The organism is Aureimonas sp. AU40, assembly GCF_001463785.1.
Taxonomy (GTDB): domain Bacteria; phylum Pseudomonadota; class Alphaproteobacteria; order Rhizobiales; family Rhizobiaceae; genus Aureimonas.
Window position 1 is genome coordinate 1 of record NZ_BBWL01000062.1, and the last position, 13,015, is coordinate 13,015.

The following is a 13,015-nucleotide window of genomic DNA, read 5'->3' on the forward strand; positions in this document are numbered from 1 at the left end:
CTCGGCCTCGCGCGCGGCGGCCTCCCGCACCCGCTGCTCCAGCGCCGCCAGACGCGCGGCGTCGGGATGGCGCAGATCCACCGTGAAGGTCACGCTCTCCGGCACGGCGTTGACGGAGCCGGGCGAGGCCTCGACCGCCGCATGATTGTCGCTGTCGAGCCTGCCGCCCGCGAACCCGCCATCGAGAACGAGAGTCCGCGCGAGACGGGGCGTGAGCGTGCCGCGCGCCTTATCGGTGGCGGATGGATCTTCCTGCTTCTGATCGCGCTGATCCTCGTCTTCGCCGCGCTGCGTCCGGCGCAGTTCGGCTCGAGCTACAACCTGTCCCAGATCACGATCAATGCGGCGATCCTGCTCGTTCTCGCCGTCGGCCAGACCTACGTGATCGTCACCTCGGGCATCGATCTGTCGGTCGGCTCCGTTCTGGTGTTCGCCTCGGTGGTCTCCGCGCAGGTCATGCTGGCGCTGACCGGCGAGGGGGGCACGACCTTCGGCACGACGGATGCGGGCTGGGGCGTCATCGCGATCGGTACGCTCGCTGCTCTTCTCGCGGGCGGCCTCTGGGGGGTGATCAACGGCGTGCTGGTCGCCGTCACGCGCATCCCACCGCTGATCGTGACGCTCGGCATGGCGATCGGCTTCTCGCAGATCCTGACCGGTGGGCTCGACGTGCGCGCCATGCCCGAGCGCTTGGTCGCGCATCTAGGCAGCGGACGCATCCTCGGCATCCCCTCGCTGGTCGTGGTGGCGATCGTCGTGACCGTCGTTGCAGGCATAGTCCTCCACCTCACGCGCTTCGGGCTTCAGGTCTTTGCTGTTGGCTCCAACGAGGAGGCGGCGCGGCGCGGCGGCATCAACGTGCGGGCGCGGCTCGTCGCGGTCTACGCGATCTCTGGCACGCTCGCGGGGCTTGCCGCCGTGATGAGCAACGCCCGCTTCTCCACCACCACGATCGGCGGCCACGCCATGGACAACCTCACCACCATCTCGGCGGTCGTGCTGGGTGGCACAAGCCTCTTCGGCGGCACGGGATCGATCTTCGGCACCGTGGTCGGCGTGTTCATCCCGATCATCCTCCTCAACGGCTTCGTGATCCTCGGCATTCCGCCCTTCTGGCAGACGGTCGCCATGGGCGCCGTCCTGATCCTCGCCGTGTGGATCGACCAGCTCAAGCGTCGCGCTCGGGCGCGCTTCTGAGACACCCCCTCCCTCACACCAGAAGGAATGGCATCGATGCAAAGACGGATCCTCCTTTCCGCCCTCGCCACCGTCGCGATCCTCTCGCAAGCCGGCGCGGCGCTCGCACAGGACATCAAGTCCGTGGCGCTCGTGCTTGGGGTCAAGGGTAGCCCCTTCTACCAGGCGCTTCAGTGCGGCGCGCAGGTTAAGGCCGCCGAACTCGGCCTGACCCTCACGGTCTCGGCACCCGATCAGTTCGCCGCCGACAGCCAGATCCCGGTGGTGAACGCGATCACCGCCACGGCACCGGCGGTCGCCGCGATCGTGCCGACCGACGTGCAGGCGCTCGTTCAGCCGAAGGGTAGAAAGGATCGCAAGGCGACGGTCTGCCTTCTCACAGTGTGCGTTAAAATCATCACTTCGGATCAATAGGTTGGTCGTTTGTGGCGACAATGCTTGCAACGCAAAGCCCTCCGATGCAGAGCTTTCGACAGCGCAAGTGCTCGTCCCGCATGAGCGACCTACGGCCTATTGCGTCGAGTGCCTCCATGAACCTGCCCGCCGAGACGATACCGACCGTCAACTCCATGGAACCGCAGCAGGCCGCGCAGCATAGCGATGCGGCTTTGGCGGACGCAGACCGGGTGCAGCTCGCGCTGGCAGCGGGCGCCATCATAGGCATGTGGTTCTGGGACATCAGGGATGATCGCTTCACGATCGACGAGGCGTTCGCAACCGCGTTCGGCCTCGATCCGGCGCTCGGCCGCGAGGGCATTCCGCTCTCCCAGATCGTCGCCACCGTCCATCCCGACGATCAGGCGGGATTGGCCGCAGCCATCAACGAGGCAGTCGAGCGCGGCGGTGCCTACGCGCACGAGTACCGGGTGCGCCGTCACACTGGCCGCTACCACTGGCTGGAAGCGAACGGGCGCGTAGAGCATGGCCCGGACGGAACTCCCCTTCGCTTTTACGGCGTCTTGATCGATGCTGCCACCCGTCGCCTGGAGAGGATCCTCAGCGAGCTGGGTGAGCGGTTGCGGACGCTGGACGACCCGCAGGAAATGGCGCTTCTGGCGTCAGAAACGGTCGGTAAGGCTTTGGACCTGTCGCGCGTAGCCTACGGCGACATGGATGCTGCCGGGCGACACATTGTTATCGAGCAGGACTGGCTAGCGGACGGGCAAGCAAGCCTTGCCGGCACGCACGACTTCGAGACCTACGGCTCCTACATCGAGGCGCTCCGGCGCGGCGAAGACGTTGTCATCGACGATGTCGCCACCGATCCTCGGACCATCGACCAGGCGGCGAACTTCCGATCGATCAAGGTCCGATCCCTTGCCAACTTGCCCCTCATGGACCGTGACCACCTCAAGGTCGTGCTGTGCCTGAACCAGGACGAGCCGCGTGTCTGGTCCTCAGACGAGGTGCTGTTTGCCAGGCGCGTTATGGACCGCACCGAGGTTGAGATCGCGCGACGCGCTGCCGAGCACAGGCTGCGCGAGTTGAACGCCGACCTGGAGCGCCAGGTCGCGGCGCAGACGGCCGAGCGTGACCGCATCTGGCAGCTCTGCAGCGATATGCTGGGGGTCGCCGACGACAAGGGTGTCTGGCTCTCGATCAATCCGGCCTGGACGCGCACGCTGGGCTGGCGGCAGGAGGAGATTGTCGGGCACACGTCGCAATGGATGGAGCATCCCGACGACGTCGCCAGGACACGTGCTGAGATCGGCCACCTGGCCGCGGGCCACGAGACGTTCGAGTTCGAGAACCGCTTCCGCTCCAAGGATCGCGGCTACCGGACCCTATCCTGGACCGCGGTTCCAGAGAACGGGCTCCTGTACTGTATCGCCCGCGACGTCACCAACGAACGGGCACAGTCCGTCGCCATCGCCGAGCAGACGGCGCAGCAGGATCGGACGTGGCGCTTCAGTCCCGACCTTCTATCGGTCATCGATATGCCGAGCGGCGCGTTCGACCGAGTCAATCCGGCCTGGTCGATAGCGCTTGGCTGGAACATCCGGGAGATCGAGGGGAAGCCTTATAACGACTTCGTCCATCCCGACGACTTGGCGGCGAGCCTGACCGCGTTCGAACGCGTGCGAGCCGGTCATCCGGTCCTGCGGTTCGAGAACCGCTACCGGATGAAGGCAGGCGGTTGGCGTATGCTATCTTGGGTCGCCTTCCCGGAGGGCAACAAGCTCTACTCCAGTGCCCGCGATATCACCGCCGAGACCGAACAGGCTGCCGCCCTGGTCGACGCCAACGAACTGATCGCCGCCAAGGAGCGCGCCGAGCGGCAACAGCGCGAACTCCAGAACGAGATGGCGCACCGCATCAAGAACACCCTGTCCATGGTGAAGGCCATCGTCTCGCAGACCATGCGGCACGCCGAGACCAAGCAAGAAGCTGCCGTAACGATCGACCAGCGGATCGCGGCGCTGTCGAACGCGCAGGACCTCCTGCGCCAGACGACCTACACGAGCGCCACGATCCATGAGGTGGTGCGGGGCGCGCTGAAGGTTCATCTGGAAAGCGACGACCGGGTCACGATCAAGGGCGTTCGTCTCGACCTTCCGTCGCAGGCCGCGCTCGGCCTCTCTCTTGCCATCCACGAATTGGCAACCAACGCCGCGAAGTACGGCGCCTTGTCCAACGACACAGGCCACATCCGTATCATGTGGCGACACGGGACCGATGGCGCCTTCCACTTCGAATGGCGCGAGGAGGGCGGCCCCGAGGTCATGAAGCCTGCGCGCCGCGGCTTTGGCTCCCGTTTGACCAACCAGATCGTCCCCTCCTACTTCGAGGGCAGCGGAGAGACCGCGTTCACGCCGGAGGGCCTATGCTACGTCCTCGATGGCAAGCTGCCGATGGAAACGCCGGCCTCGCCGGACCCAAGCCCCCGACGCCGTGTTGCAGACCATGGATGACATCGTGACTGACAAGTGTGTGCTGATCGTCGAGGACGAGCCCCTAATCCGCGTCGACGCCGTCGACATGGTTGAGGATGAAGGCTTCCCGGTCTGCGCCGCCTCGAACGCGGCCAAGGCGCTGGCAATACTCGAAACCCGCGACGACATCGGCATCCTGTTCACCGATATCGACATGCCGGGTGACATGGACGGGCTGGAACTGGCGCGCACCGTGCGGAGGCGCTGGCCGCACATCGCCATCATCATCGTGTCGGGCCATACCCAGCTTTCCGATGCCCAAGTGCCGAAGGGAGGCGAATTCTTCTCCAAGCCCTACCTACGGGCGACCATTCTCAAGGCGTTGCATCGAGCTGATGCCCGCGTGGAAAACTGATCGGGCAGGCGCTATCTATCTTCAGCGAGTCCGTCTTTCAGGAGGTTGCTGCATCCGCGCAGTGGTCTGCGAGATGTCTGAAGCGGATAGTTCTCATCCAGCCTTCCACTTCCCCACCGCGGTGTTGCACGACGGGACAGCAAGATGCCCGTCAGCGATCAGTTGTGCCCCAGGCGACAACCGTCGTCCGCGAATGGTGAACATCCTTCCATCTCAGCCGTGGAACGCTTACGAATGGCGCAAGCGGTGTGCGATTGGGAACGGTTTCGACCTTTGAGCGACAGGATGACGGCGCGGGCATTTTCCGGCGCGGAGCAAGACCCCGGCAAAGTGCTGCCGATGGCAGACCAGATCTCGCATCATGACTGGTCAGGCACGCCACTCGGCTCGCATCGGCAGTGGCCTCAGAGCCTTCGCACCATCGTTGATATGATGCTGGCCTCGGGCCATGCGATCTGCTTGGCCTGGGGACCGGAGCAAACTTTTCTCTACAACAACGCCTATGCGCCGTTCCTCGGCGCCCGCCACCCGCAGGCGCTCGGCAGGCCGTTTGCCGAAGTCTGGCCCGATGTCTGGGCCGACATCGAGCCCCTCGTGACACGCGTCTTTGGCGGCGAGACCGTGACGTTCCAGGCCATGCCACTTGTCATGACGCGCAACGGGTATGCCGAGGACACGTGGTGGGACTTTTCCTACTCGCCTGTCCACGACGAGACGGGTGAGATCTCAGGCTTGCTGAATATCGCCTCAGACGCAACGCCCCGGATACTGGCGGAACGGGAACGTGACACTGCAACCGAGAAGCTGCGCGTCAGCGAGAGTGTCGCAAGGGCAAACTTCGAACGCGTCCAGTTGGCGCTTGGCGCGGGCGCCATCATCGGCACTTGGTTCTGGGACATCGGAGCCGATAGTTTCACGATCGATGAACCGTTCGCCAGGGCCATCGGTCTCGATCCGGCATTGGGACGCGAGGGCATCCCGCTCTCGCAGATCGTCGAGACGGTTCATCCCGACGATCAGACCGGACTGGCCGATGCGATTGGCAAGGCCGTTGCCCGCGGTGGCCACTATGCGCACCAGTATCGCGTGCGGCGATTGGACGGGCACTACTATTGGCTGGAGGCGAACGGGCGCGTCGATCGTGCGCCGGACGGCACGCCGACGATGTTCCAAGGCGTTCTGATCGACATCGAGGAGCGGCGCGCCTCCGAGGACGCTCTGGCTCGCAGCGAAGCCACTTGGCGCACCGTCTTCGAGACTTTGCGCGAAGGCTTCATCCTCGGCCAATTGATCCGAGATGCTTCGGGTTATGTCATCGACTGGCGCTACGAGGCGGTGAACGATGCTTGGCATGACATCATCGGCATACCGCGCGGAACGGCAGCGGGACGGACCGTGCGTGAGCTGCTTCCCGGCATTGAAGACGAGTGGGTCAACGAGTTCGCGCGTGTCGTCGAGACCGGTCAGTCCGCTCGCTTCACGCGCCGGGTTGGTACGCTGGACCGTTGGTACGACGGCGTCGCGCAATCGATCGGCGATGATCGCTTCACAGTAATCTTTATGGACGTCACGGACCGTATCAAGCGTGATCGCCGCCAGGCAGCGCTTTTGACGCTGGCGGACGAACTGCGTGGTCGGTCAGACCTGGAGACCATCGTGACGGCGGCGGCGAGCTGTATGGCCGACGGCCTTGAAGTCGATCGTGTGGGCTCGGGCATCGTGAACCTTCGTGAGGATACGATCGACGTTCGGTCCGATTGGTGCGAACCGGGTATGCCGAGCGCAGTCGGGCGGCATGCGTTCTCGTCCTATGGATCGTACCTCGCCGACCTCAGACGCGGTGACATTGTTGCAGTCGATGACATCTACGAGGACGCACGAACTAGCGGCAGACATGGGGAGTTTGACGCGATCCAGACCCGGTCGTTCCTCGACCTGCCCATCAGCTTCGACGGCCGCCTCTATGCCGTGGTCTTTGCGCATTCTCGCACGCTTCATCCCTGGACCGACGGCGAGCGTCAGTTCGTCGAGCAGGTGAGCGACCGGGTTCGTGTGGCGTTGGCACGTCAGCGCATGGAGGACGCTCAGCGGGTCCTGACGCAGGAGATGTCGCACCGCATGAAGAACATGCTTGCCATGGTGCAAGCGATCGCGACCCAGACACTTCGGCAGGCCCACACGAGGGAAGAGGCCCGCGAGGCCATCTCCAGCCGGCTGTTGGCACTGGCGCGGGCGCAGGACATCCTGACGCGCACGAATTTCTCCGAAGCCGACGTGCGAGAGGTCGTCGAGGCGGCGATCGCACCGCATCGGCTGGCGGGCGAGCGCGTCGCCATGTCAGGCCCAAGGGCGGACCTGTCGGCGCAACAGGCGCTCGGCCTGAGCCTCGCCATCCACGAGTTGGGGACGAATGCCGCGAAGTATGGAGCCCTATCGAACGAGACAGGCCGCATCGAAATGATCTGGGACGTGGCCGACGGTGGATTCAAATTTCATTGGATCGAAACCGGGGGGCCGCCTGTTATCGCCCCGGAACGGCGCGGGTTCGGCTCCAAGCTGATCGAACGCATTGTTGCCTCCTACTTCGACGGCGAGGGCCATATCGAGTTTGATCGCGCCGGCATCCGCTTCACCCTAACGGGATCGCTCGTGCAGCCCGTAAACGCTCTCAAGACCTGACCGCGCATCAATGGCCCAATCCTTCGATCCCGCCCGCTACGCCGTTCTGATCGTGGAAGACGATGCTCTTGTGCGAGCCGAGGCGGTGGACCTGTGCGAGGAAGCAGGCTTTACGGCCTACGAGGCGCGTAACGCCGATCAAGCCATCCGCCTGCTGGAGCGCCATTCGAATATCCGTGTCCTGTTTACCGACGTAGAGATGCCCGGAACGATGGACGGTCTGAAGCTCGCGAGAGCCGTACGCGACCGTTGGCCACCGGTCGCGATCATCATGACGTCCGGACGCATCAAGGTAGAAGCGTCAGACATGCCCGAGAACGGCCTGTTCTTCGCCAAACCGTATCCGCCAAAGGGCATCATCAAGGCGTTGAACGAGATCGCGACTCAGCTCCACACCTGATTCTCGTGAGCCGTGCTTTCATCGCGCGACAGAACGTTGCGTCGTCCTGTTCTTATCCTGGTCTTGCCCTCGATCTCCCGTGGGGGAGCCGGCCAAAACCCGTGGTCGCGTCCCGAAGGGCTGCCAGCTTCCTCCGTAGCTCGTAGGTGGGCTGTTGCACTTTGGCGTCGAGACCCCCCGTCTTCAATCCTTTCGAACGCATGCCGTAGTTTACAGACGAAAGGTCGAGGTGGTCCCGGACGCGCTGAGGTGCGAACGAGTTCTGGAATCGGCTACGGCCGCTTTCAGGTATAGGTTTTCGTCGCTCGAATTACCTTGACGGGTCGACAGCGGAATGGCGGCTTTCTACCCGGCCTGCTCGAAAGCTGCCAGTCGGCTTTCGGCCCTCACAAGATTGGGCAGAACGCTTAGATTGGGTGGAAGAACGAACCCGATTCACCTCATACTTCTCTGACATCGGAAAGGGGGCGGCATGGAGTATACGTTGGTAGGTCGATATTGAGCGTGCCCGAGACCCCTCCCACAGCCCCATTGCCAGCATCCCCACCGTTCCGGGCGATGGTGACGACCCCCCATCGACTGGCGAGCGAAGCGGGCTCACGTGTCCTGGCGAGGGGGGGCAACGCCGTCGAGGCAGCCGTCGCGGCGAGTGCGGCGCTCGCTGTCACCTATCCGCATTTTTGCGGGCTCGGCGGCGACGGCGTATGGATGCTGGCCGACCGTACGGGATACTCGGTGTGCCTCCTCGGTATCGGTCAGTCTGCGGAGCTCCTACCAGACGCCAATCCGATCCCGACGCGCGGCCCCCTGTCGACGCTCACAAGCGCCGGCCTCGTCGACTCCTGGGGCGCGGCGCTCGATTGGTCACGTCGGACTTGGGACGGGTCCGAAGGGCTCGACATGCTGCTGGCGGACGCGATCGAACTAGCCGACGGCGGTTTCCCGATGTCCGACTCGCAGCGCTTCTGGCTGGATTTCCGCGCCGCCGAGCGAAGCGGATGGCCGCGCTTCGAAGCGCTGTTCGCCGTCGGGAAGGAGGCGCGCCCGTTTTGCCAGCCAGGCGTGGCCGCAAGCCTTCGCGCCGTGGCTCTCGGTGGAGCGCGAGAGTTCTACGAGGGCGAACTGGCGACGCGCATCGCCCGAGGCCTCGAGAACGCCGGCTCACCGCTGCGAGCCGCCGATCTGGCTGCGACGCGGACGCGCGAGGCGCCGCCGCTTCGGATGAAGTATCGCGGGCTCGAACTGCTGGCGCCCCCGCCTCCAACACAAGGTGCGACGACGCTCGCCATCATGGGCATTCTCGACCGGCTGCCGTCGCTGGCTGGGGTCGACGACCGCAGTGCGGACTTTCTGCACGTGGTCGTCGAGGCGGTGAAGCAAGCCTTTCTCGACCGCGGCGCGATCGCCGATCCGGACTTCACCGACGTGCCGCTGGGGCGCATGCTGAACCCGGAGCGTCTCGGCGCGAAGGCGGCTGCCGTTGATGCTGATCGGGCGCTGCCCTGGCCGCATGTTGTCCGCACCGGGGATACCGCCTTCATTGGCGTCGTGGACGGCAAGGGTCGCTCGGTCGCGCTTCTTCAAAGCCTCTATTACGACTGGGGGAGCGGCGTCGTCGCGGGCGACACCGGTATCCTCTGGCAGAACCGCGGTGCCGCGTTCGATCGAAGCGCGACCGGACCCAACCGCCTGCAACCGGGCAAACGGCCGTTCTACACACTGAACCCTGGCATAGCTTTGCGCGCCGGCGCTCCAGCCCTCGTCTACGGCACGCAGGGTGCGGACGGCCAGCCACAGACGCTCGCGCTCCTGCTCGCGCGGTTGATTGATCGCGGCCTCGATCCGCAGGCCGCTCTCGCTGCTCCGCGCTTCCTGCTCGGGCGCACGTTCTCCGATGCGCGAGACGCTCTGAAGCTCGAAGCGTCTGCCGGTGAGACGACCTTTGCGGACCTCGCGCTCCGTGGCCACGAAGTGTCCGCGCTGGTCGATCTCAGTCCTCTGGCAGGGCAAGCCGGCGTGATCGCGGTGGACGACGCGGGTGACGTGACCGGGGCGCACGATCCTCGCAGCGACGGCTGCGCGCTGGGCCTGAGCATGGAGACTTGAGCCGAATGGATTTCGTATTGCGCAACGCCCGCGTCGCGACGAGCGGCGACTTCGTCGATATCGGCGTCGAGAACGGGCGGATCGCGGCGATCACGCCAAACCTCGATGCCGCCGCGTCCGAATATGACGCGGCGGGACGGCTGGCGTTTCCCGGTTTCGTCGACTGTCATATCCATCTCGACAAGGCTTGCATCCTCGACCGCTGCGCGATCTGCGAGGGCACGCTGGCGGAGGCCGTCCGCGAAACGGCGCGAGCGAAGGCAGCGTTCACCGAGGAGGATGTCTACGCTCGCGCCGCCAATCTGGTCGAGCAGGCGATCCTGCATGGGACGATGCTCTTGCGCACGTTCGTTGAGGTCGATCCGCGCGCCGGCCTTCGTTCGCTGGCCGCCATCCGGCGCATCAAGCACGATTACGCTTTCGCGATCGACATCGAGATCTGCGCCTTTGCGCAGGAAGGGCTGACGCAGGAGCCGGAGACGGAGCACCTTTTGTCGGATGCGCTGGCCGCTGGCGCCGATCTCGTCGGCGGCTGCCCCTACACCGATCCGGATCCCGCTGGGCATGTCCGGCGTATATTTGACCTTGCGGAACGCTTCGGAACGCTGGTCGACTTCCACGTCGATTTAGATCTCGATCCCGAAGGGTCCGCGCTTCCCCATGTCATGGAGGAAACGGAGCGGCGCGGTTTCGGCGGGCGCGTCTCGGTCGGCCATGCGACGAAGCTTTCGGCGATCGAGCCGGAGGCGGTGGACGCCGTGGCACGGCGACTGGCGGCGACCGGCATCGCCGTGACCGTCCTGCCCGCGACCGATCTGTTCCTCACCGGCCGCGATATCAGACGCCTCGTACCGCGAGGCGTGGCACCTGCCCACCTTCTGCGCCGAGCCGGCGTTACCGCGACGATTGCCACGAACAACGTCTTGAACCCATTCACGCCGTTCGGCGATGCCTCGCTGATCCGCATGGCGAACCTTTACGCCAACGTCGCGCAACTCGCCCGCGACGAGGAGATGGAAGCCGTCTTCGCGATGGTCTCCGCGGATGCCGCCCGGCTGATGGCGCGTGACTACGGCTTGCGGATCGGCGCCCCGGCGGACTTCGTCCTGCTCGACGTTGCAACCTCAGCCGCTGCCGTTCGGGAAATCGCTGCACCGATCGCATCGTGGAGAAGTGGGCGTCTGGTCATGGAACGGCCTGCAGGTCGGATCTTCCATCCATAACACGGCTCAGGAACCGAATGCTTGGGATCTCCAACCATGACCGCCCCCGCTCGGGTAGCTTCTCCTTCGGGTTGAAACCGTAGGGCAGCTTTGCCGCTTATCGTGCCCAAAAGCTGCCGGTCCGATTTCGGCCCTTATCTGAAACCGACTGGAAGGCAGGGGAGGGTGGAAAGGCGACGGTCCGCTCCCGGCTAAGCGCGTAGCAGAACCGGACGTTCAATCTGGCATGCGGTGCGCCGCGAACCCAGTGACGTGCGCGGGTGCAGCTTCCTGGCGCAGTTCCATCGTCGGGATCGCGTAGTCGCCCCCGTTCTGCCGACGGAAGGGTATCGGCGCGTCGGTAAACAGGCCGCCAATCCGGGCACGCAACGTCTGCGCGGCCGCCTGGAAGCCCTCCTCGTCCATCCGGTCGGCCCGGTAGCTCACGAAGGGCGGCAGAACCTCGTAGCCGGGATAGAACAGGACCCCGTGCTGGATCGGAAACAGGAGGTCGTCGATCGGTCCGTTGATGCCGCGCGGCCCGTAGTGCGAAGGCCAACCGCCGGCGGTGACGACGAGCATGGCACGTTTGCCGGCCAGACGCCCCTCTCCGTAGCGGTCGCCCCAGCGCGTGTCGCTGTGTTCGCCGACGCCGTAGGCAAAGCCATAGGCATAGACCCGATCGATCCATCCCTTCAGGATCGCGGGCATCGAGAACCACCAGAGCGGGAAGGCCAGGATCAGGGCGTCGGCCCACAACAGGCCTTCCTGCTGTTGCACGACGTCCCCCGTCAGTGCGCCTGACGCAAAGGCTTCGCCGGAGGCTTGCGGCACCCGCAGGCGCTGCCCGGGAGGCAGGGTGGGAAAGTCTGCGCGGTCGACTTCGCTCTTCCAGCCGGCGGCGTAGAGATCGGTAACGCGCACGGCGTGCCCGTCACTACGCAGTTGTTCCGCTGCCGCATCGCGCATGGCGTTGGTCAGTGAGCGGGGCTCGGGATGGGCGGAGACGATTAGGACGTTCATGGGACGGCACCTCTTCCGGTTCTCAGACCACGGAGCTAGATGCTCACACGTTCATCTGGAAGCTGGAGCCAATGCATATGATCGTTCCGTTTCGTGGATAGATCCGACGTTACGCTGGAGCGCATGCGCAGCTTCGTCCGAGTGGCGGAACGCGGCAGCTTCTCGGCGGTCGCGCGCGAGGAAGGCCTCGGTCAGGCGACTGTGAGCCGGCATGTGGCGGAACTCGAGCAGGCGCTGGGCACCACCTTGATCAACCGCACGACGCGCCGCCTTACCCTGACACCAGAAGGCGCGCGCTATCAGGAGGACGCCCGCGTCATCCTTCGGCTGGTGGACGAGGCGGGCGAGGGCCTGCACCAGGCGAGCGACGCCTTGTCGGGCTCGGTCCGCGTCTCCTGCACCGCCGCGCTCGGTGTCCGTCACGTCGCGCGCGCCCTGTTCGCCTTCCAGGACCGGTATCCCCGTGTCGAGATCGACCTCAAGTTGTCCGACGTGCGGATCGACCTCGTTCAAGAGGCCGCCGATATCGCGATCCGGCTTGGGGCGCTGGCCGACAGCTCGATGCATCGCAAGCACGTCGGCGCGTCGCATCGCATCCTCGTCGCCGCGCGCGACTATCTCGAACGACATGGGACGCCTACATCACCGGACGACTTGCGACTCCACCGCACGATCCGCATGAGCAACGTAGCCGATAGCGGAACGCTGGTCCTGCGGGGTCCGGACCGGAGCACCGCGACCCTGCCTTTCGGAGACCGACTGCTTATGGATCATGGGCTGGCGGCACGCGAGGCGATCGCGCTGGGCCGGGGTATCGCGCCCGCCCACCTTTGGCTGGTCGACGACCTCCTTGAAAGCGGCGTCGTGGAAAGGGTTCTTCCAGACTACGCGCCCGAACCCGTTCCTCTGTCGATCCTAGCCGTGCCGGGCCGTCTGCGTATTCAGCGCGTGCGCCTGCTGGTCGACGAACTGGTCACCTTCCTCCGGGGGCTGCCGGGTGTAGCCCACTAGATTGGCAGGTTCGCAGAGCAGGCCGACACGCCCTCGGACGTCTCCAAAGGGTCGAAAGCGGATGGACCACTCCGGAACGTCTGCTTCCTCCTCGCCAATCGGCTCAACT

10 protein-coding genes are annotated in these 13,015 nt (G+C 65.0%); 9 read left to right on the forward strand and 1 reads right to left on the reverse strand.

The window, feature by feature from the left end; translation table 11 throughout:
- Nucleotides 1-141 precede the first annotated feature (141 nt).
- From AUL32_RS23895 to AUL32_RS23930, 8 genes are all read left to right on the forward strand, one after another.
- The gene (locus AUL32_RS23895; protein ID WP_062120970.1) at nt 142-1,197 is read left to right on the forward strand and encodes an ABC transporter permease; all 1,056 of its coding nucleotides are present in this window, start codon (nt 142-144) and stop codon (nt 1,195-1,197) included.
- Between the two features lie 36 nt (nt 1,198-1,233).
- Nucleotides 1,234-1,611 carry a hypothetical protein gene (locus AUL32_RS23900; RefSeq protein ID WP_062120972.1) on the forward strand — a complete coding sequence of 126 codons (378 nt, stop codon included), beginning with the start codon at nt 1,234-1,236 and terminating at the stop codon, nt 1,609-1,611.
- A gap of 116 nt (nt 1,612-1,727) precedes the next feature.
- Entirely contained in the window at nt 1,728-4,109 is a 2,382-nt protein-coding gene (locus AUL32_RS23905) for a PAS domain-containing protein (protein WP_062120975.1), read from the forward strand.
- Nucleotides 4,102-4,485, forward strand: coding sequence for a response regulator (locus tag AUL32_RS23910; RefSeq protein WP_062120978.1), 384 nt, complete (start codon nt 4,102-4,104; stop codon nt 4,483-4,485). Before AUL32_RS23905 ends, AUL32_RS23910 begins: the two co-directional genes overlap by 8 nt.
- A 273-nt stretch (nt 4,486-4,758) precedes the next feature.
- The gene (locus AUL32_RS23915; protein ID WP_156421613.1) at nt 4,759-7,164 is read left to right on the forward strand and encodes a PAS domain-containing sensor histidine kinase; all 2,406 of its coding nucleotides are present in this window, start codon (nt 4,759-4,761) and stop codon (nt 7,162-7,164) included.
- A 10-nt stretch (nt 7,165-7,174) separates the two neighbouring features.
- Nucleotides 7,175-7,564, forward strand: a complete 390-nt coding sequence (locus AUL32_RS23920; protein WP_062120984.1) for a response regulator — start codon at nt 7,175-7,177, stop codon at nt 7,562-7,564.
- 558 nt (nt 7,565-8,122) lie between these two features.
- Nucleotides 8,123-9,670 carry a gamma-glutamyltransferase family protein gene (locus AUL32_RS23925; RefSeq protein WP_062120987.1) on the forward strand — a complete coding sequence of 516 codons (1,548 nt, stop codon included), beginning with the start codon at nt 8,123-8,125 and terminating at the stop codon, nt 9,668-9,670.
- Nucleotides 9,671-9,675: 5 nt separating this feature from the next.
- Nucleotides 9,676-10,893, forward strand: coding sequence for an amidohydrolase family protein (locus AUL32_RS23930; protein ID WP_061979022.1), 1,218 nt, complete (start codon nt 9,676-9,678; stop codon nt 10,891-10,893).
- A 216-nt stretch (nt 10,894-11,109) separates the two neighbouring features.
- Here AUL32_RS23930 and AUL32_RS23935 read toward each other — a convergent pair whose 3' ends face one another.
- Complete coding sequence (locus tag AUL32_RS23935; RefSeq protein WP_062120990.1) at nt 11,110-11,895, reverse strand: NAD(P)H-dependent oxidoreductase; 786 nt, start codon at nt 11,893-11,895, stop codon at nt 11,110-11,112.
- A gap of 93 nt (nt 11,896-11,988) precedes the next feature.
- Here AUL32_RS23935 and AUL32_RS23940 point away from each other — a divergent pair, with 93 nt between their 5' ends.
- Entirely contained in the window at nt 11,989-12,906 is a 918-nt protein-coding gene (locus tag AUL32_RS23940; protein ID WP_061979020.1) for a LysR family transcriptional regulator, read from the forward strand.
- Nucleotides 12,907-13,015: the final 109 nt, after the last annotated feature.